The sequence below is a fragment of the Streptomyces sp. NPDC004051 genome (assembly GCF_053604275.1).
Genome location: NZ_JBSGHG010000027.1, coordinates 58934 through 83809 on the forward strand (window position 1 = coordinate 58934; position 24876 = coordinate 83809).

A 24876-nucleotide genomic window follows, 5' to 3' on the forward strand; every position below is an offset into this window, starting at 1 on the left:
TGCGGCCCGCCCCCTGTCAGGGCCGGCCGGTCACGCCGGGACGCTCGCCACGCCCGGGGCCAGGAACCGCTTGCCGTTGACGCGCTCGGAGACGCCCTCGCGGTCCAGGTACGGTGTGATGCCGCCCAGGTGGAAGGGCCAGCCGGCGCCGGTGATCAGGCACAGGTCGATGTCCTGCGCCTCGGCGACGACGCCCTCGTCGAGCATCAGCCCGATCTCCTGCGCCACCGCGTCCAGCACCCGTGCCCGCACCTGCTCCTCGGTGAGGACGGTGTCGCCCTGCTGGAGCAGCGCGGCGACCTCCGGGTCCAGCTCGGGCTTCCCGCTGTCGTAGACGTAGAAGCCGCGCTTGCCCGCCTCGACGACCCTCTTGAGGTTCGGGGAGACCGTGAAACGCTCGGGGAAGGACCGGTTGAGCGTCTCGGACACGTGCAGCCCGATCGCCGGGCCGACCAGCTCCAGCAGCACCAGCGGGGACATCGGCAGACCGAGCGGCTCGACCGCCTTCTCGGCGACCTCGACCGGGGTGCCCTCGTCGATGACGTTCTGGATCTCGCCCATGAAGCGGGTCAGGATGCGGTTCACCACGAACGCCGGGGCGTCCTTGACCAGCACCGCGGTCTTCTTCAGCTTCTTGGCGACACCGAACGCCGTGGCCAGCGAGGCGTCGTCGGTCTGCTCGCCGCGGACGATCTCCAGGAGCGGCAGGATCGCGACCGGGTTGAAGAAGTGGAAGCCGACGACCCGCTCGGGGTGCTTCAGCTTCGACGCCATCTCGGACACCGACAGCGAGGAGGTGTTGGTGGCGAGGATCGCGTGCGCCGGGGCGACCGCCTCGACCTCCGCGAACACCTGCTGCTTGACGCCCATCTCCTCGAAGACGGCCTCGATGATGAAGTCGGCGTCCGCGAAGCCCTCGGCCTTGTCCAGCACACCGGTGACCAGCGCCTTGAGGCGGTTGGCCTTGTCCTGGTTGATCCTGCCCTTGCCGAGCAGCTTGTCGATCTCGGCGTGGACGTAGCCCACGCCCTTGTCGACACGCTCCTGGTCGATGTCGGTCAGCACGACCGGCACCTCGAGGCGGCGCAGGAACAGCAGCGCGAGCTGCGAGGCCATCAGACCGGCGCCGACGACGCCGACCTTGGTGACCGGACGCGCCAGGTTCTTGTCCGGGGCGCCGGCCGGGCGCTTGCCGCGCTTCTGCACCAGGTTGAACGCGTAGAGGCCGGAGCGCAGTTCACCGCCCATGATCAGGTCGGCGAGCGCCTGGTCCTCGGCGTCGTAGCCCTGCTGGAGGTCGCCGTCCTTGGCGGCGGCGATGATGTCCAGGGCGCGGTAGGCGGCCGGGGCCGCGCCGTGCACCTTGGAGTCGGCGATGAAGCGGCCGCGCGCGACCGCCTGGTCCCAGGCCTCGCCGCGGTCGATCACCGGACGGTCGACGACGATTTCGCCCTTGAGGACGGCCGCCGTCCAGATCAGCGACTGCTCCAGGAAGTCGGCGCCCTCGAAGATCGCGTCCGCGATGCCGAGTTCGTGGACCTGCACGCCCTTGAGCTGCTTGTTCTGGTTGAGGCTGTTCTCGATGATCACCGAGACGGCCTTGTCCGCGCCGATCAGGTTCGGCAGCAGCGCGCAGCCGCCCCAGCCGGGGACCAGGCCGAGGAAGACCTCGGGCAGGGAGAACGCGGGGATGGCCGCGGACACCGTGCGGTAGGAGCAGTGCAGGCCGACCTCGACGCCGCCGCCCATGGCCGCGCCGTTGTAGTACGCGAAGGTGGGCACCGCGAGCTTCGACAGCCGCTTGAAGACGTCGTGGCCGCCCTTGCCGATGGCCAGCGCGTCCTCGTGCCGCTTGAGCAGCTCGACGCCCTTGAGGTCGGCGCCGACGGCGAAGATGAACGGCTTGCCGGTGATGCCGACGCCGACGATCTCGCCGTCCGCGGCCTCCTTCTCGACCTGGTCGAGGGCGGCGTCCAGGTTCGCCAGCGACTGCGGGCCGAAGGTGGTCGGCTTGGTGTGGTCCAGCCCGTTGTCGAGGGTGATGAGCGCGAAGCGCCCGGCGTCCAGGGGCAGTTCGAAGTGGCGTACGTGGGAGGTCGTGACGACCTCGTCCGGGAACAGCGCGGCGGCGCCCTTCAACAGTTCTGCGGTGGTGCTCACTTGTCCCCCTCGAAGTGCGGGTTCTCCCAGATGACCGTCGCGCCCATGCCGAAGCCGACGCACATGGTGGTCAGGCCGTAGCGGACGTGCGGCTGCTCCTCGAACTGGCGGGCCAGCTGCGTCATCAGCCGCACACCGGAGGAGGCCAGCGGGTGGCCGAAGGCGATGGCGCCGCCGTACTGGTTGACGCGCGTGTCGTCGTCGGCGATGCCGTAGTGCTCCAGGAAGGCCAGCACCTGGACGGCGAAGGCCTCGTTGATCTCGAACAGGCCGATGTCGGAGATGGACAGGCCCGCCTGGGCGAGCGCCTTCTCCGTGGCCGGGATCGGGCCGTAGCCCATGACCTCCGGCTCGACGCCCGCGAAGGCGTAGGAGACCAGGCGCATCTTCACCGGGAGGTCGTTCTCGCGGGCGAAGTCCTCGGAGGCGATGAGCGAGGCGGTGGCGCCGTCGTTCAGGCCGGCCGCGTTACCGGCGGTGACCCGGCCGTGGACGCGGAACGGCGTCTTCAGCCCGGCCAGGTTCTCCAGGGTGGTGCCCGGGCGCATCGGCTCGTCGGCGGTGACCAGGCCCCAGCCCGTCTCGCCGGCCTCCTCGTTGGTGCGGCGCACCGAGACCGGTACCAGGTCGGCCTGGATCTTGCCGTCGGCGTACGCCTTGGCGGCCTTCTCCTGCGAGCGCACGGCGTACTCGTCGGCGCGCTGCTTGGTGATGGTCGGGTAGCGGTCGTGCAGGTTCTCCGCGGTCATGCCCATGAACAGTGCGGACTCGTCGACCAGCTTCTCGGAGACGAACCGGGGGTTGGGGTCGACGCCCTCGCCCATCGGGTGGCGGCCCATGTGCTCGACACCGCCCGCGACGGCCACGTCGTACGCGCCGAAGGCGACGGAGCCGGCCACCGTGGTCACGGCGGTCAGGGCGCCCGCGCACATGCGGTCGATGGAGTAGCCCGGGACCGAGGTGGGCAGGCCCGCGAGGATGCCCGCGGTGCGGCCGATGGTCAGGCCCTGGTCGCCGATCTGCGTGGTCGCGGCGATGGCGACCTCGTCGATCTTCTTCGGGTCGAGTCCGGGGTTGCGGCGCAGCAGCTCCCGGATCGCCTTCACGACGAGGTCGTCGGCGCGGGTCTCGTGGTAGATGCCCTTGGGGCCCGCCTTGCCGAACGGGGTGCGGACGCCGTCGACGAAGACGACGTCCCTGACGGTACGAGGCACGATGGCTCTCCTCCAGGGTGCGGGATGGCACTGCTGCGTTGCGCTGAGCGCGCGCTCAGAGCCTATGCTACTTGTGGGTAATGTAGCTGCCCAGCCCCACGGGACCGAGCGGTGAAGCTCACACTCCCGGCGGAGCCGTCGCACCGGGCGGAGTCGGGAGGGCGGCCGGGGCGGGCGTGGACCCGCCCCGAGGATCTTGGCGCGATCCCGACGTCGCCGCCCTGCTGTGACGGTCCTTTTGGGCGCGGGGGAACGCAGGGGGGAAGCCGTCCCGGCAGGCGCGGTCCCGGCCGTCCTCTTCCCGTACCCGCCCCGCGACAGGCGCCGTCGGCTGCGCTCAGAGCCCTCCCGAACCGCCGGAGACCAGTGCGGCGACCAGCACCGGGGTCACCTGCTCCACCTGCCACGGCCGTGCCCCGTGCCCGGCCAGCACCGCCGCGACGGACTCCCTGTCGGCCGGCCGCGGGGGCTCCCAGCACACCCTGCGCACCGTGTCCGGGCTGATCAGGTTCTCCTGCGGCATGTTCAGCCGTTCGGCGAGCGCGCTCACCCCCGCGCGGGCCGCGGAGAGCCGGGCGGCGGCCACCGGGTCCTTGTCCGCCCAGGCGCGCGGTGGCGGCGGGCCGGTCACCGGCTGTCCGGGCTGCGGCAGCTGCGCCTCGGGCAGCGCCCTCGCCCGGTCGACGGCCGTCTGCCACTGCTCCAGCTGGCGCCGCCCCACCCGCGGCCCGAACCCGTTCAGCGCGGCCAGGGCGTGGGCGTTGGCCGGCAGGGCGAGCGCGGCCTCGATGATGGCGGCGTCGGAGAGCACCTTGCCCGGGGAGACGTCCCGGCGCTGCGCGATCCGGTCCCGGACCTGCCACAGCTCCCTGACGACGGCCATCTGCCGGCGCCTGCGCACCTTGTGCATGCCGGAGGTGCGCCGCCAGGGGTCCTTGCGGGGCTCCGGCGGCGGTGCCGACGCGATCGCCTCGAACTCCTGCAGGGCCCACTCCAGCTTGCCCTGCCGGTCCAGTTCCTTCTCCAGGGCGTACCGCAGGTCGACCAGGAGCTCGACGTCGAGGGCGGCGTAGCGCAGCCAGGGTTCGGGCAGCGGGCGGGTGGACCAGTCGACGGCGGAGTGGCCCTTCTCCAGGACGAAGCCGAGCACGTTCTCGACCATCGCGCCGAGGCCGACCCGGGGGAAGCCGGCCAGGCGTCCGGCCAGTTCGGTGTCGAAGAGGCGGCCGGGCAGCATCCCTATCTCGCGCAGGCAGGGAAGGTCCTGGGTGGCGGCGTGCAGCACCCACTCGGCACCGGACAGCGCCTCGCCCAGGCCGGACAGGTCCGGGCAGGCGACGGGGTCGATCAGCGCGGACCCGGCGCCCGCACGGCGCAGCTGGACGAGGTAGGCGCGCTGGCCGTAGCGGTAGCCGGAGGCACGCTCGGCGTCGACGGCGACCGGTCCGGTGCCCGCGGCGAAGGCGGCGGTCACCTCGGCGAGGGCGGTCCCGTCCGTGATCACGGGCGGGATGCCCTCACGTGGTTCGAGCAAGGGGGTCGGCGCCTCCGTAGCAGCTGATCCGTTGTCGTCCGGAGGGGCGCCTCCGGTGGTGCGCAGGGAACTGTCTGCTGCGGTGTCGTGGGCGTCGGTCACCTGTCAAGAGTAGCCATGCCGTGAAGGCGCCCGCCGACGGAACGTTCCGTCGGCAGGCGTCGGGGGGTCGTAAACCAGTCAGGTCGGTGAAGGTGCGGCAGGGGGACGAACGGAGCGGAGGGGAGGTGAGCAGGGAGGAGCGGCAGGGGATCGCGGCGGGGTGGTGGGGTCAGTGGATGATGCCCGTGCGCAGGGCCACCGCCACCATCCCCGCGCGGTCGCCCGTACCGAGCTTGCGGGCGATGCGGGCGAGGTGGCTCTTGACGGTCAGCGCGGACAGGCCCATCGAGACGCCGATGGCCTTGTTGGACTGGCCTTCCGCCACCAGCCGCAGCACCTCGACCTCGCGGCCGGACAGTTCGCGGTAGCCGCCCGGGTGGCTCGGAGCACCCGGGGGGCGGCGGTGCAGACGGGCGCCGGCGCCGAGGGGAGCGGCTCCGGGGCGGGAGGGGAGACCGAGGTTGGTGCGGGTGCCGGTGACGACGTAGCCCTTCACTCCGCCCGCGAGGGCGTTGCGCACGGCGCCGATGTCGTCGGCGGCGGACAGGGCGAGGCCGTTGGGCCAGCCCGCCGCTCGGGTCTCGGAGAGGAGGGTGAGGCCGGAACCGTCCGGCAGATGGACGTCGGCGACGCAGATGTCGCGGGGGTTGCCGATGCGGGGACGAGCCTCCGCGACGGACGAGGCCTCGATCACGTCGCGCACACCGAGCGCCCACAGATGGCGGGTGACGGTGGAACGGACACGGGGGTCGGCCACGACCACCATGGCGGTCGGCTTGTTCGGGCGGTAGGCGACCAGGCTTGCGGGCTGCTCGAGGAGAACGGACACCAGGCCTCCTGGGGTGGCGGGGACGGGCCGGCTCGTGGGGGTGAAGCCGGACTCAACCGTGCTTTCAAGGTCACAGTCGTCTTCGGCAACAAACCCGGCCTCCTTTAGAGAGTGATCACGATCTGGTGAGTAACAATATGTGCAATTCGGACACGCGGTCGATCATTCGAAGACCGAACGGTTTCGGTCGACGTCGCAACGCTTCCGAAAGTGGTCGTATCGACAAAGAGATCGGCATGTGGGATTGCCGGGGCTCCGAAGGGGAAACTCAACGCGACTGCGGCCCCCTCCGCTGGGGGAGCGTCACCACCGACGCGTCCCCCGGAGCCGCCGGGGGCAGCCCGGCGACCTGGGCCAGCAGGTCGCACCAGGCGACCAGATGGGCGGCGGTGTCCGGCGCCCCGCCCCGGCCCTCCCGCGGCGTCCACGAGGCGCGGATCTCGATCTGCGAGGCGGCGGGGCGCTCGGACAGCCCGCCGAAGTAGTGCGAACTCGCCCGCGTGACCGTGCCGCTTGGCTCGCCGTACGTCAGGCCGCGGGTCGAGAGCGCGCCGGTCAGCCAGGACCAGCACACCTCCGGCAGCAGCGGATCCGCCGCCATCTCCGGCTCCAGTTCCGCGCGCACCAGCGTCACCAGCCGAAAGGCGCCCCGCCAGGCGTCGTGCCCGGCCGGGTCGTGCAGCAGCACCAGCCGGCCGTCCGCCAGTTCCTGCTCACCGTCCACGACCGCCGCCTCCAGCGCGTGCGCGTAGGGGGCGAGCCGGGTGGGCGCGGGTGTGGTCTCCACCTCGATCTGCGGTCGCAGCCGCGCGCCCCGCATCGCGTCGACGGCCGTCCGAAAGGGCAACGGGGGCGCCGCGCCCCCCTGCCCGAGGTCTTCCCCGGTGTTCTTCGCCTCGTCCATACCGCCCTTGCCGTCCGACAATCGTCCTTGAGCCGCAGCCATGCGGGGAAGATTAAGGGGAACGCGGCCCCGGCGCGGGGAAGGACACCCACGGCGCAGCACGGTGTCCGGATCGTGTCGTCCCGGGCGTGGCGCGCGGGCGCCGTGCGCCGGGTGGCCTGCGGTGCCGGGTCGCCGGCGGACCATGCGAGACTGGCCGGTGTGAGTGCCAATGTCAGCCCCCGGGGCAAGCAGCCGACCCAGACGTACGACAGTGCCTTCCTCAAGGCGTGCCGGCGTGAGCCGGTTCCGCACACTCCGGTGTGGTTCATGCGGCAGGCGGGCCGCTCACTGCCGGAGTACCGCAAGGTGCGCGAGGGCATCGCGATGCTCGACTCCTGCATGCGCCCCGACCTCGTCGCCGAGATCACGCTCCAGCCGGTCCGCCGGCACAACGTCGACGCGGCGATCTACTTCAGCGACATCGTCGTCCCCCTCAAGGCCATCGGTATCGACCTCGACATCAAGCCCGGCATCGGCCCCGTCGTCGAGGAGCCCTTCCGCACCCGCGCCGACCTGGCCCGGCTGCGCGACCTCACCCCGGAGGACGTCTCCTACGTCACCGAGGCGTACCGCCTGCTGACCGCCGAGCTGGGCTCCACCCCGCTGATCGGCTTCGCGGGCGCCCCGTTCACCCTCGCCAGCTACCTCATCGAGGGCGGCCCGTCCCGCACCTACGAGAACGCCAAGGCGATGATGTACGGCGACCCGGAACTCTGGGCCGACCTCCTCGACCGCCTCGCGGACATCACCGCCGCCTTCCTCACCGTGCAGATCGAGGCCGGCGCCTCCGCGGTCCAGCTCTTCGACTCCTGGGCCGGTGCGCTCGCGCCCGCCGACTACCGGCGTTCGGTGATGTCCGCCTCGGCCAAGGTCCTCGACGCGGTGTCCGGCCACGGCGTCCCCCGCATCCACTTCGGTGTCGGCACCGGTGAACTCCTCGGCCTGATGGGCGAGGCCGGCGCGGACGTCGTGGGTGTCGACTGGCGCGTCCCCCTGGACGAGGCCGCCCGCCGCGTCGGCCCCGGCAAGGCGCTCCAGGGCAACCTCGACCCGACCGTGCTGTTCGCCGGCACCGAGGCCGTCGAGGCGAAGACCCGCGAGGTCCTGGCCCAGGCGGAGGGCCTCGAGGGCCACATCTTCAACCTCGGCCACGGCGTCATGCCGAACACCGACGCGGACGCCCTGACCCGCCTGGTCGACCACGTCCACACGCTCACCGCCCGCTGACCCACGGGTACCGGGGCCACGCCCGCCTGCCGAACAGCAGGCCGGGCGGCTCCGGCGGCGGGGGAGTGCCCGGCCCGGGGGCCGGGCGGTCAGCACACCCACGACGAAACCGACCGTCTTCTCGCAGGTCACCGATCCGGACCCCAGCAGGAGTTCTCTTTCCTCATGGCCCTGCCGCCGGAGCCGGCGACGCGCGGTCCGGCCGGGGGCGCCGGAGGCGGCGTCCCCGGCCGGACCGGGGCAGCGTCGGTCAGAAGGGGTAGCGCGCGGCGGTGCCGCGCACGGTGATCCAGCGGGTCTCGGTGAAGGCCTCGATGTTCGCGGCGGCCCCGCCGAAGCGGGACCCCGTGCCCGAGGCCTTCACCCCGCCGAACGGTGCCACCGCTTCGTCGTTCACCGTCTGGTCGTTGATGTGCACGATCCCGGTGGGGATCTCCTCGGCCACGGCCAGGCCGTGCATGGCGTCCTTGGTGACGATGCCGAGGGAGAGCCCGTACTCGCTGTCCCCGGCGATCCGGACCGCGTCCCGCACGGACTCGACGCGGGTGACCGGGGCCACCGGGCCGAACACCTCTTCGGCGAACGCCGGTGCCGTGAGCGGCGTGTCCGCCAGAACCGTCGGACGGTAGAAGAGTTCCTCGTAGGTGCCTCCCGCCGCGACCTTCGCCCCCTGGGCGGCGCTCTCGGTGACCAGGTGGTGGATCTTGTCGCGCTGCCCGGCGTCGATGACCGGTCCGAGGGCGACGTCCCCACCGGCCGGATCTCCGACCGGCAGGCTCTGGGCCTTCTCGGCGAGCGCGGCGACGAAATCGTCGTAGACCGCACTCGACACGAGGTGCCTTCCGGTGGTCATGCAGATCTGACCCTGGTGGAAGAAGGAGCCCCACGCGGCCAGATTGACCGCGTCCTCCACGTCGGCGTCGTCGAGGACGAGCAGGGCGGAGTTGCCGCCGAGTTCGAGGTGAGCGCGCTTCAGGTGCTGGCCGGCGAGCCTGCCGATGTGGCGGCCGACGGCCGTGGAGCCGGTGAACGAGACCACCCGGACATGCGGGTCGACGACCAGCGCCTCGCCGACGTCCGCACCGCCCGGAAGCATCTGCAGCACACCGGCGGGCAGGCCCGCCTCCTCGAATATGCGGGCCATCAGCGTGCCACCGGTGACCGCGGTGCGGGGGTCGGGCTTGAGCAGGACCGAGTTGCCGAGGGCCAGGGCAGGAGCGACGGAGCGGATCGCCAGGATGATCGGCACGTTGAAGGGCGCGATCACCGCCACGACACCGGCGGGGACGCGGCGCGCCATGGACAGCCGCGGCTGCTCCGTCGGCAGCAGCTCGCCCAGCGGACGGCCGGGCAGCGAGGCGGCTTCGTAGCACTCCTCGGCAGCGGTGTGGAGTGCGAACCGGGCCATGCCCGGGACGGCGCCGACCTCACGGATGTTCCACCCGGCGACCTCCTCGGCGTGCTGCTTCCACAGATCACCGGCCCTGCGGAGCACCGCCGCCCGCTCGGTGAACGGAACGGCTGCCCAGGCCTGCTGCGCCGCGGCCGCCGAGGCGGCGGCCTCGGCCACGTCCTCCGGGCCGGCTGCTCCCATGCGGGCCAGCTCCGCCCCGGTCGCGGGCTCGACGACGGAGTAGTCACCGGCGTGGCCTGCCAGCCAGGCGCCGTTCTTGAAGATCTTTCCCTGCCAGTCGACGGATTCCAGAAGTGCCACGACGATTCCTTCGTTAGACGGGTTCACATGTGATGGCGCGTGAGTCGGTCAGGAGGTCCTCACCGAAGCCGCGTGCTGGATCACCGCGGCGACGGCAGCGGCGGTGTGGTCGGCTCCGGGCCGTCCGACGACCTGGACTCCGAATCATCGGACCCAGGCCGTTGCGGAAGGCGTTGGCGTCGGTGTCGTTCGGCCACAGAGCCGCGACGTTCTCGCTGGAGACGTCCATCCTGTCCCACATCGGTATGCAGCAGTCCGCGAACTGCTGCATGCCGAAGAAGAAGAGCGTCGTGTACGGGAAGTCCTCGCCCGACTTGCCCTTGTGGCCGTGGAACCACGCCTCCCGCGGCGCGATGGTCGTCACGTTCGGAACGCCGTTGGCCTCCCACTGGTCGGCGACGGGGTTGGTCGTGTCGGGCGTCGAGGAGCCGACGAACAGGTCGACGCCCTCGTTGATCAGCTGCCGGGTGACCTCGGTGGCCCGGTCGGAGTTCGACTGGGTGTCCTTGACGACGATCTCCAGCCGCCGCTTCTTGCCGCCGATCTTCATCCCCTTCGCCACCGCGGCCTGGACCTGGGAGACGGTGAAGTTGTCGGCCGACGCGAAACTGGCGAGAGGCCCCGTCTGCGGGCTCACGCAGCCGATGCGCAGCGCGTCCGAGGCCGACGAACTCGAGCCCCTTCAGCCCTCCGCACGCGCTGAGCAGCGGCACCGTATCCGGCGCCCTTGAGCAGACTGCGTCTGCTGACGCCCTCCAGCTCGGGGGACAGAACCCCCTGATCGTTCTCGACGGGGTGGACCTCGACTACGCGGTCGACGCCGCCGCGTTCGGGGCGTTCGTCCACCAGGGCCAGGTCTGCATGTGCGCGCGACGGATCTATGTCGAGCGCTCGATCGCCGACGACTTCAGCGAGCGCTTCGCCGCCAAGGTCGCGAGCCTGCCTCTCGGCGATCCCCTCGATCCGCGGACCGTGATCGGCCCGGTGATCAACCAGTGGGCCCTGTCGACGCTCAGCCGCAGGGTCGAAGAGGCCGTGGCGGCGGGCGCCCGCGTCCTCGCCGGGGGAACGGCCCAGCCGCCCTGCTATCCGGCGACCGTGCTGACCGACGTGCCCGACGACATCGAGCTGGCCTTCGACGAGACCTTCGGTCCCCTGGTGGCCCTCACCGTGGTCGAGGACCGCGACGAGGCCGTCGAGCGCGCCAACGCCTCCGGCTTCGGACTCACCGTGGCCGTCCTCGCCGCTGATTCCGTCCAGGGCCTCGAGGTCGCCCGCAGGATCAACGCCGGTATCGTCCACGTCAATGACCAGCCCGTGAACGACGAGCCCCAGATGCCCTTCGGCGGGACCAAGGACAGCGGTTGGGGACGTTTCGGCGTCGGGTTCGCGGTGGAGGACTTCACCGAGCTGCGATGGGTCACCACCCGTGAGACGAAGCGAACCTTCCCTTTCTGACAGCATGTGCCGTCCACTGTGCCGGTAACTCCTCCGGAGCGGTGATCTCCTGGAGCGGGCGGCCCGCGGGGGCGCGTCCGGCAGGCCGTTCGGCGCAGGCGCCGTGCGGGTCGGTCACCAGCCGGGTCGCTTCACGCATGCGTGCCTTGCCGACACGGTCCCTCCCTCACAGAGCGATGCATATTCATGCAGTCGGCTGAATCGCGCCCCATGGCTCCAGGGTGGCAACTCTCGTGCTGCCTGCTCGGTGTTCATTGCCGTGCCGGTTGATTGAATGTACGGTGATCCGCATGTTAATTCATTCGTTGGGGAAGGCGGGCGGGCCATGGTGAGGGCGGCTCCGAAGGGCTTTCGCGGCGTGACCGGGAACATGGGGCTCAAGGACGTCGAGGACGACTTCGCGGTCGTCGTCTCCGAGGTGCCCGCCCGTTCCGCCGCCGTGTTCACGCGTTCGCGCTTCGCGGGACCGAGCGTCGTCCTCAGCCGCGAGGCGGCGCCCCGGCAGCGGAGCCGCGGCATGGTCGTGCTCTCGCGGAACGCGAACGTCGCCACCGGCAGCGCGGGCGCGGCCAACGCCGCCGAGGTGCGCCGCAGGGTCGCCGAGACCGTCGGCATCGACCCCGAGGAGCTGGTGATCGGATCGACCGGGGTGATCGGCCGCCCCTACCCCATGGAGAGCATCCGGGCCGGGCTCGACGCGCTGTCCTGGCCGTTCCCGGAGGCCGACCACGCGGCGGCGGCCGCGGCCATCATGACGACCGACACCCGCCCCAAGCACTTCGGCGTGCGGGTCGGTGACGGTGGCGCCGTGCTCACCGGCATCGCCAAGGGCGTGGGCATGATCGAGCCGAACATGGCCACCCTGCTGACCTTCTTCTTCACCGACGCCGACCTGCCGACCGCCGCACTCGACGCCCTGTTCCGGCGCGTGATGGACCGCACCTTCAACGCGCTGAGCATCGACACCGACACCTCCACCAGCGACACCGCCGCGATCTTCGCCAACGGGCTGGCCGGCCCCGTCGACCCCGCCGAGTTCGAGCAGGCGCTGCACACCGTCGCGCTGCGCCTCGTACGCGACATCGCCTCGGACGGCGAGGGGGCGAGCAAGCTCATCGAGGTCCAGGTCACCGGGGCCCGCGACGACGCGCAGGCCAAGCGGGTCGGCAAGAGCGTGGTCAACTCGCCCCTGGTCAAGACGGCCGTGCACGGAGCCGACCCCAACTGGGGCCGGGTCGCGATGGCCATCGGCAAACTCGAGGACGAGACCGACATCGAGCCGCACCGGGTCCGGATCCGGTTCGGCGACCTCCCCATGCACCCGCAGGAGCCGACCGACGCGCTGCTGGAGCAGGCCGCGCGGCACCTGACCGGCGACGAGGTGGTCATCGGGGTGGACCTCGGCATCGGCGGGGGCGCGTTCACCGTGTACGGCTGCGACCTCACCGAGGGCTACGTGAAGATCAACGCCGACTACACCACCTGAGCCCGGGGACGATCTCGTCTCGTACGCCCATGTGATGACGGCCCCTTGCCGGTGCGCGGCATCGGCGGGCGGGGTCGCGGACCGGTGACGGGTCGAAGTGCTGCAGAATAGACTTCAAAGTGCTGTTCAATGGACTCATCCGCCGTCAGGGGTTACTCCCTGCGGGGACGTCCCCCGACTCCCCTCGCACGGAGTTCCTCATGCATCTGTTCCTGGCCCTCACCTCGGCGATGGTGCTGGGCTCCGCCGACTTCGTCGGCGGCCTGGCGACCAAGCGTGCCCGCGCCTTGGCGGTCGTCTGCTGGTCGAACATCGCCGGACTGCTGACCGCGCTCGCCTTCACCGGCCTCCTCTCGCACGGCGGCACCGGCTGGTCGGAGGCGGCCTGGGGAGGGCTGGCCGGACTCTGCGGCAGCCTGGGCGCCGTACTCCTCTACCACGCGCTGGCCAACGGCGTGATGAGCCTGGTCGCACCGACCACGGCGGCCGCGGCGGCGGCGCTGCCGGTGATCGCCGGGGTGCTGCTGGGCGACCGGCTCACCGCCCTTGCCGTGGTCGGCGTGCTGTGCGCCCTGGGGTCGGTGTTGCTGGTGTCGCTGACCGGTGACGGCGGTGCCGGAGGCGACGGGATCCCCGCCGACCGGAAGAAGACGCTGCGCACGCTGGGGACGGCGCTGACGGCCGGCGCGGGGTTCGGCCTGTTCTTCGTCTTCCTGGCCCGCACCCCGGGCGAGGCCGGTCTGTGGCCGCTGGTGTGGGCCCGCTGCGCCTCCCTGACCCTGCTGCTGCTCCTGAGCCTGGGCCGAGGCACTCCGCTGCGCCTGACCGGCCGGACCCGAGGGCTCGCCCTGCTCTCCGGAGTGCTCGACATGGGAGCGAGCGTCCTCTATCTCGTTGCCGTCCGGGACGGCAGCCTCGCCGTCGTCGGACTGCTCGCGTCGCTCTACCCCCTCAGCACGGTGCTGTTGGCCCGCTTCGTGCTCCAGGAACACATCCGCGGCATCCAGCACGTCGGGGTGATCCTGGCGGTGGGCAGCGTGCTGCTGCTCGCCTGGGGCTGATCCGTGGCCGACCCCTCCGGTCCTCTCCCCGATGCCGGCCGGGTCGCCGTCGTCGACGCCGGGGCGCTGCGGGTGAACACGTTCCTGCGAGCGGGCAGGGCGTCGTCCTTCGTCGCCGTGGACTTCGGGGTGTGGGCAGGATCTGCGGAGGAGACCGGCGGGGCCTGCGCCGAAGCCGAGGTGATCACGGATCCGGACGCGGTGGGACGCGTCGGGACGTGGGGCCTGGAGGTGGCTGAGGCCCGCACCGGCCCTCAGGCCGCAGGCGACGCAAGAGCTATGCGGCGCCCCAGTCCGAACTCCTCGGCCTCGTCGTCACTGACGACCGCGAAAGCGCCCGCGGGGACCCCGGGCAGTGTGGCCACCCGGGAGGCCGCCGCCAGCAGTTCCTGTTCACCGGCTCCGGTGAGGAAGAAGACGTAGGCGTCCTCGTGCTGCTCCCCGTCGTCGAAGACCTCCACGTCACTTCGGTCTTCGAGGTCGCACAGGAAGTCCTCGACCTCCTCGATCCACGGGAACGGGTAGGCGTCTTCCGGCAGGTCCGGAGTCGGCAGCAGCGGTACGTGGATCTCGACGACCATGGTGGGCATGGTGCCCATCCTGCCCCTCGCGCCTCCGCCCGGCGCAACCGGGGCCCGCCGAGAGCCTGGTGAGGTCGAAGAGAACTCAGTGCCGCCGACCTGTCCTGCACCATCGTCGAGCGGAAGTGTCCCGCAGAAAGCAGAAGACCGGTGGCGTCGGGTCCGTCACGTGACACCGCCTTCCCGTGTTCTACGCCGCTTCGGCGTTGTCCCGCTCCAGTGCCGCGCGCAGCCAGTCGTCCGCGGAGCCCGGGGTCGGCTCCGGCGGGCCGCCCGGCGGCGTGAGCACCACGGCCGTCAGTCCCGTCGTCCTCCTCCGTGCGGGGCGGGAGACGCCCGAGATCGCCGCCACCGTAGAGGCGTTCGTGACCGCGGCCGAGGACTGCGGAGCGCACCTGGAACTGATCGACGTCCCCAACGGCCACCACGGCTTCGAGACCCTCGACGCATCCGAGGAGACCCGCCCGGCCCTGCGCCGTGCGATGCGCTCGGTGGTGGCCCACCTGACCAGCTGACGTCCGGGCCGCGCACCGTGCCCCGCCCCGCCCCGCCGACGGAAGCCACGAGGCCACCGGAGACCCCGGTGACGGGCTTACGGATCCGGCCGGTTCATCGGCGCCGGCGGCATCCTCCTGCATGGTGGCCGGCGGTGGCGGGGAGGCGTCTTCGAGGTTTCGGTCGAGGCGGCAGTCACCGTCACCCGGTCCCTCCGTGAGGTCGGTGCCGTACCCGGATGGCTCGGCGGTGCACGGCTCAACGACGCCGATCGGGATTCGAACGCGCTCGATTCCGGACGACGTGGACCCCTTGCGCCGCACGGTCCGTACGGCCCTGGGCCCGCTGTGCCGCCCCTGGACGGCGGCCCGGAATGGCCGAATCGCCGACGCGTGAAACTCCTGTGACGCATGAGGTTCGAGCGGCCGACCGCCCGAAGGCGACGGACGAGTCCGCTGCCTCTCCGCCGTCCGGAAGGTGGAGGTCGAGCAAACTCGGCTCCTGGCGGGGCGGGCCGATTCGTGGAGAGCGGGTGGCCTGCCCCGCGATGAGCGGATGACGCACCAGGACGTGCGGCGCGCCGTGGGTCGGGCGGTGCAGCTTTGCCCGAATCGTGCGGAGGTGGACCGAGACGGTTTTCGGGATGGTGGTCAGGACGGTTTCCCTGGTTGGTACGGCCTCAGCGTGAGGCCGGGCGCAGGTGCACGGGCAGGGCCTGGTGTCCGTTGCTGATCAGCGAAGGCAGCGGCTTCAGTTCGGCCGCGGGGACGGCGAGGCGGATGTCGGGGAACCGGTCGAACAACTGCTGCAGGGCGGTGGCGACTTCGAGGCGGGCGAGCGGGGCGCCGAGGCAGAAGTGCACGCCGTGCCCGAAGGCCAGGTGGTCCTTCGCGGGGCGGACGAGGTCGAAGCGGTCGGCGGACTCGCCGTGCCAGTCGGGATGGCGGTTGGCGGCGGCGTAGGAGGCGAGGATCGCCTCGCCTGCGGCGATGGTCCGTCCGTCGGGCAGGGGGATGTCGGTGAGGGCGTAGCGCAGGGGCAGGTGCTTGACCGCGGGTTCGTGCCGCAGGGTCTCCTCGACGACATCGCTCCAGTCGGCGCGGCCGGCGCGGAGGTGGCCGAGCTGCTCCGGGTCGGTCAGCAGGGCGGTGACGGCCTGGTCGATGACGTTGACGGTGGTCTCGTACCCGGCGCTGATCATCAGCAGGAGCGTGTCGCGCAGTTCTTCGTCCGTGAAGCCGCCGCCGTCGCCCTCGTCGTCGCGGGCCGAGATGAGCAGGGAGGTCAGGTCGTCGCCGGGCTGGACGCGCTTGGCTGCGATCAGCTGGTCGAGGGCCCCGTACAGGGCGGCGGTGTTCGCTGCGGCCTGCTCGGTGGTGAGGGTCGTGGTGAAGACACCGTCGACCATGGAGCGGAAGCCTTGGCGCCGGTCCTCGGGGACGCCCATGAGTCGGCCGATGACCGCGATCGGCAGCGGGTGGGCGAGCTGCTCGCGCAGGTCGACGCTCTCTTCGGCGGGCAGGGTCTCGAGGTCGTCGAGGAGGCCGGTGACGATCGCTTCCACGGCCGGTCGCAGGGCCTGGATGCGGCGAGCGCCGAAGGCCGGCGCGACCATCCGGCGCAGCCTGCGGTGGTCGGCGCCGTAGGCGGTGAACATGTTGCTCACCGCGATCCACAGGGCGAGGGGCCAGGTGGGGACGGTGTCGGCGAAGGCCGGCCAGTGGGCGCGGCCGTCCTTGGAGACCCGCGGGCTGGTGAGTAACCGCTTGAGGAGAGCGGGGTCGGTGATCGACCAGGCGGTCACGCCGAGGACGTCCACCCGGGTGGCCGGGCCGCGGGCGCGCAGGGCCCGGTGCTCGGCGTGGTGGTCGGACGCTGCGGGGTCGAGGACGGGTATCGGCTGCTCGGGCACGAGGACTCCTTCATCGGTGAGACGGCGGGCCATCAGGTCGGTCATGGCTTCGGAGCGGGCGGGCAGGGCTTCGTGGTCGCGGGCCGGACGGCGGTGGAACATCAGCCGTCCGTACGTGCGCTCCACGGTCCGGCGTTCGGGGCAGCGGGGTGAATCCCCTGGTGCCGGGGGTGCGTTGGACGATTTCCCTGTCGATGCCCGGGCGGGCGGCGTGCTCGACGAGGTGTCGGCGGTGGCCGCCGTCACCCCAGGTCCTGCGGACGGTGGGATGCTCCGCGGCGACGTGCTCGGCGAGGGCCTGGCCGGCCTCGGAGTCCTGCACGCTCGCCGCGGTGACCAGCACCGCCGACAGCAGGCCGGGGGTGTCGGTGGCGATGCTCCGTTTGCGGCCCAGATCTTCTTGCCCGCGTCGACGCCCTGCCCGGAGGCGGGGACGCTGATGGGGGTCTTCACGCTCTGCGCGTCGATCACGCACGCGGACGGTTCCGCGCCCTTGCCCTCCTGCCGGCGCAACAGACTGCGCAGCACGCCGGTGAGCCGGGTGAACGCGCCATCGTGCTGCCGTGTGGCGAAGTGGCCGTAGCAGGTCTGAGGGCGGGAAGTCGTGCGGCAGACAGCGCCACCGCACCCCGGTGCGGTCCGTGTACAGGATCGCGTTCATGATCTCGCGCAGGTCGTGCTCGGGTGGGCGGCCGATGTTCGGCGCATGCCGGCGCCGCTCGGCCCGCCACACACTCAGCACCGGCTCGATCGACGCCCAGCGGGCATCGGACAGATCACTCGGACACGGACGACGTTCGGCCATGACCCGGGCATACCGCCGACCAGGGGCGTGCGCCCAGGCGTGCAGCACGACCAGCAGGAGCACGCGCTGCCGGGCATCCCGGAATGAGACAGGCGCAAGCCGTCTCCCGTCTCAGCCGTCACCTCATGGGGCATGACCGCCGCATCCACCACGCCAGCCGCACAGAGACGACGATCCCGCCTCGGGCAACACGGAAGGAAGCGCGATCCAAGGGCGGAAAAGACCTCTGAGCGCCGACGCGACAAGACCGACTCGCATACCGGCGTGGACGACGAGCCGGCCTGGCCCCGGCAGGCTCTACGCCCACTCGATCGCAGCGGCGACAGCTTCCCAGCCCGGGCCGTACTCCCACCACTCCGGGGGCGTGTCGGTGGCGGGTTTTCGTGATGGTCTCCGGACGCCCTGGTCGGCGAACCGGGAATCGGCCTTGCCGCAGGTGGCTCCTGTCAGGAGATGAGAGATCAGGGGTGCCGGTCCTGTCACCGGGCGGTGTACGCGCAGGTGGCGTACTGACACGAAGGCGAGAGACCGCAGGGGTGTTCGCCCCTGCGGCAGCGAAGAGACCGTTTGGATCTGCGCCTGGACACCGGCTCCCCCGATGAACTGCTCCGGGCAGGCGGAGCACCCGCCCGGGTCAGTAGTGATGGCGGCGAGAACAGGGGCCGGTGAGGGTGGAGGAGTGCTCGATGTCCCGTCGGCTCACCCCCTTTCGAAGGAGCGCACTCATGTCCGAACGCAACACCTGGATCCGCAGCCTGCACGATCTGGGCCTGGCCGCCTGGTTCGGCGGCTCACTCATGGGCGCGGTCGGTCTGAACGGCGCGGCCAAGGACGAAGGCGGAACCGATGAGACCAGTGCACGGATCGCTTCGTCGGGCTGGGCGAAGTGGACGCCGGTCAACGCCGCTGCCATAGGCGCGCACCTGTTCGGCGGCGGCGGGCTGCTGGCCGTGAACGCCCACCGGGTCGCCACGCAGCAGGGCGTGGCCGCCTCCACCGCGGCCAAGACCGTCGTCACCGTCGGGGCCCTGGCCGCCACCGCTTACGCCCGCACTCTGGGCAAGAAGATCGAGCTGGCCTCCTCCCCCGACCCGCAGGACGCCGAGAGGGCAGAGCGGCACCCCATCGACACCACCGATGCCCGGCGGCAACTGACCTACGTACAGTGGGCGGTGCCGGCCCTGACCGGATGCCTGGTGATCCTCAACGCCCTGCACGGTGAGCAGCAGCGCCCCAAGGAACAGCTGCGCGGCATGTGGGGGCGGGCCTGCTCCGCCGCCCCTTTCCTCCCGTGAGGATTGTGAAACGCCGGCAGGCCGCCTCCACCGGGTGAGGCGGCCGCGCAGGCAGAGCGGGTGAAGGGTGCTCGCCCTGTCGGCGCCGGTGGTGAGCTCTGTCGGACAGGCCCGGGTGGCCGCCGTTCGCGGCCCGGGCGCGACAGCCGATCGCAGCTGCCCGGCTCGAGGTTGCGGGCGGATCGACCCATCGACCTACGGTAGGGGCATGAGCGACATCGTCGTCGTGTACGAGCTCGACAAGCCGGTGGTCACACGCTCCTCCTCCGGTTCACCAGGTGACGGAGAACGGCCCGTCCGCCGGGTGCACGCGGCGCCCACCGCGCCGGGAACGCCCACCAGGACCGGACCACGAACCCTCTGCGGCAAGGACACGTTCGTCATGGCGACCGCCCGCCGCAGGCCCTCCGAGCGCCGTGGGGCGCCGTGGTACCCCGACGAGTACGCATCCTTGGTCTGCCCCGACTGCGATGCCGTGATGGAGATCTGACCGGCACACGCACCACCATGCCCAGCCGCCTCCCAAGGCTTCTCCCTGGAACGCTTCAGGGCTTGCCCGGCGACTTCGCGCCCGTGCACGCTGCGCACGGGCCGCCCCCCTTGCTCGGCAGCCCTAAAGAGACGTGACCAGTGTGCCTCGGCCGTGCGACCCAGCGCCCCGGAGCCACCGTGACAGACAGTCCCTCTTCGCCGACCAGAACCCAGGCGTCCGGACACGACGGCGGCACCACCGCGACACAGGCCCCACGTGCCACCGACGTCACCGAGCGCATCCGACGTCCAGCACTTCGATCACGTCACCACGGACGGTGTACACGAGCCAGCACCATGCACCGAACGCTGCGGCCGGCTCCGGGACCTGTACCTCCGGATTCGTGGCCACAGCGGTGATGAGCGTGATGATCTCCTCATGCGTGTCGTCCGGGACGTCGAACAGCACGTCGGCAGCCGGTTGGATCAGTTCGACTTTCATTTCGCCCACCGTCAGCGGCAGGAACAGCACGGTACGGCGGAGCCGTGCACTCCGCCCGGCCTGTAAACGACTACGACCAGAATCCCCCGAACACAAGAAATCCGCTACCCGTCCCGTGTGGGACTCACGTAGCGGGACCACGTGCGTCATCCTGCGGCCCGCGGTCGTCCTGGCACCGGGGGTGGTGCTGACACGCTCGGCGACTCGGCTCGCGCGAAGGCTCCCCCGGCCGCAGAATGCGACTCTGGGTGTGCATACGGTTACACCCTTGAGTGTGAGGTCGGGGCCGAGCCGTATTCACCCGTGACAGCAAGCGGTTGACCCCTCATCCCCGCGTTGCCCCAAAACCGAATGCTGCATTTGCAAGCATGAATTGGGTGCGCCGGACGCGGGGTTTCGACTCGGTTCCCGGCCCCGGCCCGGTCCCTTTCGAACCGGACCGGTCTATCGAAGGAGACTCCCCACATGTCCGGACGCCTCAACAGCGCCCAGCCGTACGCCCTCGGCCTCTTCCGCATCGTCGTCGGCCTGCTCTTCGCCTGCCACGGCGCCGCCGCACTGTTCGGTGTGCTCGGCGGCGTGGGCGGCAGCGGCGGCACCGCCGAGCCCGGGGCCTGGCCCAACTGGTACGCGGCCGTGATCGAGCTCGTCGGCGGCAGCCTGGTCCTGCTCGGCCTGGGCACCCGCGTCGCCGCGTTCATATCGTCCGGCGCCATGGCCTACGCCTACTTCAGCGTGCACCAGCCCGAAGCCCTGTGGCCGCTCCAGAACAGCGGCGAGGGCGCGGCCATGTACTGCTGGGCCATGTTCCTGCTGGTGTTCACCGGCTCCGGCGCCTTCGGCCTGGACCGGCTGCTCACCCGGCGCAACGGCACGCGGACCGCGGAACAGCGCCCGGCCGAACAGACCCCGGTCACCGCCTGACGTTCCACGGACCCGCCCCGCGGTGCCCTCCCCGATCCTCACCCGCGGGGAGGGCACCCTCACGTCCGAGCGGGTGCAACGCGCGAGGGAGGGCGACTCTCCTGCTGCCGGGCGGGAAGGCGACACCGAGGGTCGAGGCGCGGGCACAGAACCGAACCTCCTTTCCCAGGGGCGGCTGCCCGGGGCGAGCAGCCCCGCAAGCCTCGGAGGTTCCTGTCCGCCTTCGGCGGCATCTCACCCCCGCTGCCGGCCCCGTCACGCCCCGACGCACCGTCGTCCGCGGCCTGCTGTCGGCGGCCGGTGTGCTGGTGGGCGTCGGCTGTCACTCACGCTCTCTTGTCCAGGCCTGGCTGTCGGCCTGGGGGCGGGGGACGGGCGCTGTCCACCGGGGCCGCCGCCGTCTGACGGCGGGGGTAGTGGTTCCAGGGCCGGCCGAGGGCGTCGTTGCCGGTCGGGGCTTACGGCTCCGCGCTCCCGGCCGTACGCAGCGGCGCCGGCGTGCCGCGCCCAGCCCGAGCCGGGCGCCACCGCCGAGGCGGGCGCCTGCTTCATCGCGGTCACCGTATCCGGCCCGGCCGCCCAGTGCTGTCCGGCTCCTGGCGTGTGGCTCTACCAGTCCCGTCGGGTCTGTCGTCCGAAGAGGACGCCGCCCGGTTCGGGTGGTGGGGGAGTGCCCGGTTTGAGGGGCCAGGCGATCAGCATGCCGACGACGAAGCCGACCAGGTGGGCCGCGTAGGCCACCGTTCCGGCACCGGTGACGCCCGCGCCCGCCGAGTACGCCGCCTGGAGCAGGAACCACAGGCCCAGGACGATCCAGGCCGGCAGGCGCAGGGGCAGGAAGATCAGGAAGGGGACGAGGACCCAGACGCGGGCCTTCGGGTAGAGGACCAGGTAGGCGCCCAGCACCCCCGCGATGGCGCCCGAGGCGCCGATCAGGGGAGTGGTGGCGTTCGGGTTCGTGAGGGCGAATCCGTATGCGGCCGCGTAGCCGCAGAGCAGGTAGAACAGCAGGTACCGCAGATGGCCCATGCGGTCCTCGATGTTGTTGCCGAAGATCTGAAGGATGGACATCAGCGCAGGTCATGGGCATGATTGCTGAGCCCCAGGTCAGCAAATAGCCAGCAAGCGGCGAGCGGGAGACCCCGCCATGCCGACCGCGGGGAGCGTCAGCAGGACCAGGTCCGCTGGTCCACTCGTCCTCCGGAAGGCGTCACTCCTTGGCTCGTCAGCTCGCCCGCGGCATGGGCTCCTTCTTCAAGCCCTGTGACTGCCCCAAGCCCAGCCGTTGCCCGCACGCCTACACCATCCGGTTTCGCGACGCTCGGGGAAAACAGCGGGAGGAGACCGGGTACCGGACCCAGGAAGCGGCGGTCGAACGGCTGACGGAGCTGTACGCCGACCGGAAGAAGATGTCTCCCTCGGTGGCGGAGGCTCGACGTGAACTGGGGCATCAGACGATAGAGGAGTACGCCCAGACGTGGTTGCCCCGGCAGCGCCAGATGACCGAGTACTCGACCGCGAAAAACCTGGCGAGCCATTTCAAGGTACAGATCAACCCGGTGATCGGCTCCCGGAAGCTGAATGCGGTGACACCGACCGTGGTGGAGGACTTTCTCGATCACTTGGAGGCGGAGGGGGTGGGCCGCGGACACCAGCTGAACGTCTACCGGGCCCTGTCGGCTCTCCTCCGAGACGCGTTCGAGAAGGGGGCCATTGCTGACAACCCTCTGCGCGGAGTGCAGAAACCCGAGTACGCCCCACAGCGGGTAGCCATCCCTGACGTCGAGTACATCGCCAGAGCGATCCAGGTGGCGGACTACAAGCTGGCACTGGAGATAGTCCTGATGGTCGGCTGCGGGCTCCGCAACGGCGAGGCGCGTGCGGTGAACGCGAACAACATCGTCGCGGACGACGTGTATCGGGTGACCGAGCAGGTGCACTCCAGCACGCACCAGCTGGCGAAGCTCAAGCACCGCAAGGAAGGCGAGTTCCGGGAGGTGCCCCTGCCGCGCACGGTCAAGGACGCCATCGAACGATTCGCGGAAGAGCACGGGACCACGGAGGACGGGTACCTCTTGAGGGGGCCGAAAGGGCCCTTCAGCGAACCGAACGAGCGATACCGGGTGTCGAAGCTGTTCAAGGCCCTCCCGCCGGCGGAAGGCGTCGGAATGTACAGCTTCCGGCACTTCTTTGCGTCCAACTCGCTGAGCCACGGCATTCCCATCACGGACGTGGCGGAGTGGATGGGGCACACGTCGATCCAGGTCACCTACCGCACGTACAGGCACCTCATGCCCGGAAGCATCACCAAGGCGGCGACGATCTTGGACGAACAGTTGCGAGCTGTCGTGTGAGGGTTGGAAGCCGGCGCCCGAAGCGGTAGCGGGATACCGGCAGGACCGACGGCCCGCCCCCAGCCCCTCCCTGCCAGCCTTGGGTGAGATATCCCGTGTCGGCGGGGAGGGCGAGTGGGAAAGAGCCGCACCCTGATCCATCGGCGGAACACCCCGCGTCGGCGGGGAGGACACACGGTCCACGGCGAAGCTGCCGCCGAGCGGCGGAACACCCCCGCGTCGGCGGGGAGAACCGCGGCGTGCGAGGACTTGGTCACGCGTCCTCCGGAACACCCCCGCGTCGGCCGGGAGGACCGGACGCCCGTCATGAAGCCGTCGACCATGGGCGGAACACCCCCGCGTCGGCGGGAAGGACGTGATGACGCGCACCGCCTCGTCCATCTCGTACGGAGCACCCCCGCGTCGGCGGGGAGGACGTCACCGCGACCACAGGCACCACGGCGATCATCGGATCACCCCCGCGTCGGCGAGGAGGACCGCATCGGCGTCGGCCACTTCGGCGTGCAGGGCGGAACACCCCCGCGTCGGCGGGGAGGACCACTACATCGGCAAGGGGCGCCTCTACGACGGCGGATCACCCCCGCGTCGGCGGGGAGGACTGCTGTGGTGCGCGCGGCCGTACGGGTCGGTGCGGAACACCCCCGCGTCGGCGGGGAAGACTCATGGAAGGGGGCCGCGATGCCGGCCGCTGACGGAGCACCCCCGCGTCGGCGGGGAGGACCCCACCTCACCCGCCACGCCCTGCGTGGTGGTCGGAACACCCTCGCGGCGGCGGGGAGGACCGGATCCACCTCGGCACGTGGGACGAGGCCCGCGGAACACCCCCGCGTCGGCAGGGAGGGCAACGCCGAGAACTTCGAGAAGGGCCTGATCACCGGAACACCCCCGCGTCGGCGGGGAAGACGTCGAAGAGTCCGCCCGCATCGGCATGAAGAACGGAACACCCCCGCGTTGGCGGGGAGGACGCCGACTTCATGTCCAACGAGGACATCCGCGCCGGAACACCCCCACGTCGGTGGGGAGGACGGCTCGCGCGGCGGGGGCCGTCACCTCGTCTCCGGAACACTCCCACGTCGGTGGGGAGGACGAAGCCGCCGGCGCCCCCGCCCAACTCGGCGCCGGAACACCCCCACATGGGTGAGGAGGACGCCCGGGCCCGCTCGGTGGTGATGCCGTGGACCGGAACACCCCCGCGTCGGTGGGGAGGACCTGAAGTAGAGCTTCACCCCGGACCACCAGAGCGGAACACCCCCGCGTCGGCGGGGATGACGGGAACTTCCGCTCGTGCTCGGCCAGAATCTGCGGAACACTCCCGCGTCGGCGGGGAGGACGCCTGCCCTGCGACGATGCAAGTCAGTGACCACGGAACACCCCCGCGTCGGCGGGGAAGACTCGACGACGTCCCGGGCCATCCAGGCGGTGAGCGGAACACCCTCGCGTCGGCGGGGAAGACGGCAGCCTCTCCCTCGACCCACGCCGCACCGTCGGAACACCCCCACGTCGGCGGGGAAGACCCCGGTGTCGGCGGGGAGGACCATGAGCTTGGACGGCGAGGCGATCCCCAGGGCGGAACACCCCCGCGTCGGCGGGGAGGACGGCCGCCTGTACGCGAACGCCGTCACCGACGACGGAACACCCCCGCGTCGGCAGGGAGGATGTCGAGCCGCGCCACAGTGGCACGCCGAGCATCGGAACACCCCCGCGCCAGCGGGGAGGACATCCGGCCTCAGCGCTGCCCCGAATGCCGTACCGGAACACCCCCGCGTCGGCAGAGAACACTTCATGATGCGCTGTCCCATCATGATG

At 71.2% G+C, this 24876-nt stretch carries 19 protein-coding genes and 3 pseudogenes; 9 read left to right on the forward strand and 13 right to left on the reverse strand.

Translation table 11 applies throughout. The features are described 5' to 3' along the window. Positions 1-30: 30 nt before the first annotated feature. The 5 genes from ACWEQO_RS24670 to ACWEQO_RS24690 all read right to left on the reverse strand — a co-directional run bounded on the left by ACWEQO_RS24670 (position 31) and on the right by ACWEQO_RS24690 (position 6785). Positions 31-2160 carry a 3-hydroxyacyl-CoA dehydrogenase NAD-binding domain-containing protein gene (locus ACWEQO_RS24670; protein WP_452985257.1) on the reverse strand — a complete coding sequence of 710 codons (2130 nt, stop codon included), beginning with the start codon at positions 2158-2160 and terminating at the stop codon, positions 31-33. Next, a complete protein-coding gene (locus ACWEQO_RS24675; protein ID WP_361460661.1) occupies positions 2157-3374 on the reverse strand; it encodes a thiolase family protein in 1218 nt (405 codons plus the stop codon). The genes ACWEQO_RS24670 and ACWEQO_RS24675 overlap by 4 nt, the downstream gene beginning before the upstream one ends. Positions 3375-3711: 337 nt before the next feature. After that, complete coding sequence (locus ACWEQO_RS24680; RefSeq protein WP_452985258.1) at positions 3712-5010, reverse strand: HRDC domain-containing protein; 1299 nt, start codon at positions 5008-5010, stop codon at positions 3712-3714. Positions 5011-5179: 169 nt separating this feature from the next. Further along, positions 5180-5839 carry a helix-turn-helix transcriptional regulator gene (locus ACWEQO_RS24685; protein ID WP_361460658.1) on the reverse strand — a complete coding sequence of 220 codons (660 nt, stop codon included), beginning with the start codon at positions 5837-5839 and terminating at the stop codon, positions 5180-5182. Positions 5840-6107: 268 nt separating this feature from the next. After that, the gene (locus ACWEQO_RS24690) at positions 6108-6785 is read right to left on the reverse strand and encodes a DUF3000 domain-containing protein (protein ID WP_361460656.1); all 678 of its coding nucleotides are present in this window, start codon (positions 6783-6785) and stop codon (positions 6108-6110) included. A gap of 159 nt (positions 6786-6944) precedes the next feature. On the opposite strand from ACWEQO_RS24690, the gene hemE reads away from it, so the two are divergent. Continuing rightward, the gene (hemE, locus tag ACWEQO_RS24695; protein ID WP_361460654.1) at positions 6945-8012 is read left to right on the forward strand and encodes a uroporphyrinogen decarboxylase; all 1068 of its coding nucleotides are present in this window, start codon (positions 6945-6947) and stop codon (positions 8010-8012) included. On the opposite strand, the pseudogene ACWEQO_RS24700 reads toward hemE, so the two are convergent. From ACWEQO_RS24700 to ACWEQO_RS24710, 3 genes and pseudogenes are all read right to left on the reverse strand, one after another. Next, a pseudogene (locus ACWEQO_RS24700) lies at positions 7999-8126 on the reverse strand (rhomboid family intramembrane serine protease); the annotation flags it as partial. The gene hemE and the pseudogene ACWEQO_RS24700 overlap by 14 nt on opposite strands. Positions 8127-8262: 136 nt before the next feature. Continuing rightward, positions 8263-9726, reverse strand: a complete 1464-nt coding sequence (locus ACWEQO_RS24705) for an aldehyde dehydrogenase family protein (protein ID WP_452985259.1) — start codon at positions 9724-9726, stop codon at positions 8263-8265. Between the two features lie 13 nt (positions 9727-9739). Beyond that, positions 9740-10378 (reverse strand): ABC transporter substrate-binding protein, encoded by a 639-nt coding sequence (locus tag ACWEQO_RS24710; RefSeq protein WP_452985273.1) that lies wholly within the window; start codon positions 10376-10378, stop codon positions 9740-9742. Positions 10379-10425: 47 nt separating this feature from the next. On the opposite strand from ACWEQO_RS24710, the gene ACWEQO_RS24715 reads away from it, so the two are divergent. The 3 genes from ACWEQO_RS24715 (at position 10426) to ACWEQO_RS24725 (ending at position 13731) form a co-directional block, all read left to right on the forward strand. Further along, positions 10426-11184 (forward strand): aldehyde dehydrogenase family protein, encoded by a 759-nt coding sequence (locus tag ACWEQO_RS24715; RefSeq protein WP_452985274.1) that lies wholly within the window; start codon positions 10426-10428, stop codon positions 11182-11184. Between the two features lie 325 nt (positions 11185-11509). Beyond that, the gene (argJ, locus tag ACWEQO_RS24720; protein WP_452985260.1) at positions 11510-12670 is read left to right on the forward strand and encodes a bifunctional glutamate N-acetyltransferase/amino-acid acetyltransferase ArgJ; all 1161 of its coding nucleotides are present in this window, start codon (positions 11510-11512) and stop codon (positions 12668-12670) included. 200 nt (positions 12671-12870) lie between these two features. Beyond that, entirely contained in the window at positions 12871-13731 is an 861-nt protein-coding gene (locus ACWEQO_RS24725) for a DMT family transporter (protein ID WP_361460651.1), read from the forward strand. 254 nt (positions 13732-13985) lie between these two features. Here the strand turns inward: ACWEQO_RS24725 and ACWEQO_RS24730 are convergent, their stop codons facing one another. After that, entirely contained in the window at positions 13986-14321 is a 336-nt protein-coding gene (locus ACWEQO_RS24730; protein WP_452985261.1) for a hypothetical protein, read from the reverse strand. Between the two features lie 176 nt (positions 14322-14497). Between ACWEQO_RS24730 and ACWEQO_RS24735 the strand changes: the two genes are divergently transcribed. Then, positions 14498-14827 (forward strand): hypothetical protein, encoded by a 330-nt coding sequence (locus ACWEQO_RS24735; RefSeq protein ID WP_452985262.1) that lies wholly within the window; start codon positions 14498-14500, stop codon positions 14825-14827. 659 nt (positions 14828-15486) lie between these two features. Here the strand turns inward: ACWEQO_RS24735 and ACWEQO_RS24740 are convergent. Both ACWEQO_RS24740 and ACWEQO_RS24745 read right to left on the reverse strand, forming a co-directional pair. Further along, positions 15487-16719 carry a cytochrome P450 family protein gene (locus ACWEQO_RS24740; RefSeq protein ID WP_452985275.1) on the reverse strand — a complete coding sequence of 411 codons (1233 nt, stop codon included), beginning with the start codon at positions 16717-16719 and terminating at the stop codon, positions 15487-15489. Positions 16720-16728: 9 nt separating this feature from the next. Next, positions 16729-17524 (reverse strand): annotated as a pseudogene (locus ACWEQO_RS24745) (IS5 family transposase); the annotation flags it as partial. Positions 17525-18249: 725 nt separating this feature from the next. Between ACWEQO_RS24745 and ACWEQO_RS24750 the strand changes: the two are divergent. Both ACWEQO_RS24750 and ACWEQO_RS24755 read left to right on the forward strand, forming a co-directional pair. Beyond that, positions 18250-18819: a hypothetical protein gene (locus ACWEQO_RS24750; protein ID WP_361460645.1), complete on the forward strand. Its 570-nt coding sequence runs from the start codon at positions 18250-18252 to the stop codon at positions 18817-18819. Positions 18820-19027: 208 nt separating this feature from the next. Continuing rightward, positions 19028-19309 carry a hypothetical protein gene (locus tag ACWEQO_RS24755; RefSeq protein WP_361460643.1) on the forward strand — a complete coding sequence of 94 codons (282 nt, stop codon included), beginning with the start codon at positions 19028-19030 and terminating at the stop codon, positions 19307-19309. A 270-nt stretch (positions 19310-19579) separates the two neighbouring features. Here the strand turns inward: ACWEQO_RS24755 and ACWEQO_RS24760 are convergent, their stop codons facing one another. After that, positions 19580-19822, reverse strand: coding sequence for a hypothetical protein (locus ACWEQO_RS24760; RefSeq protein WP_361460641.1), 243 nt, complete (start codon positions 19820-19822; stop codon positions 19580-19582). Between the two features lie 435 nt (positions 19823-20257). Here ACWEQO_RS24760 and ACWEQO_RS24765 point away from each other — a divergent pair, with 435 nt between their 5' ends. After that, positions 20258-20716 (forward strand): DoxX family protein, encoded by a 459-nt coding sequence (locus tag ACWEQO_RS24765; protein ID WP_361460639.1) that lies wholly within the window; start codon positions 20258-20260, stop codon positions 20714-20716. 609 nt (positions 20717-21325) lie between these two features. On the opposite strand, the pseudogene ACWEQO_RS24770 reads toward ACWEQO_RS24765, so the two are convergent. Then, positions 21326-21787: pseudogene (locus ACWEQO_RS24770) on the reverse strand (rhomboid family intramembrane serine protease); the annotation flags it as partial. A 146-nt stretch (positions 21788-21933) separates the two neighbouring features. On the opposite strand from ACWEQO_RS24770, the gene ACWEQO_RS24775 reads away from it, so the two are divergent. Then, entirely contained in the window at positions 21934-23070 is a 1137-nt protein-coding gene (locus ACWEQO_RS24775; protein ID WP_452985263.1) for a tyrosine-type recombinase/integrase, read from the forward strand. The last annotated feature ends 1806 nt before the right edge of the window (positions 23071-24876 follow it).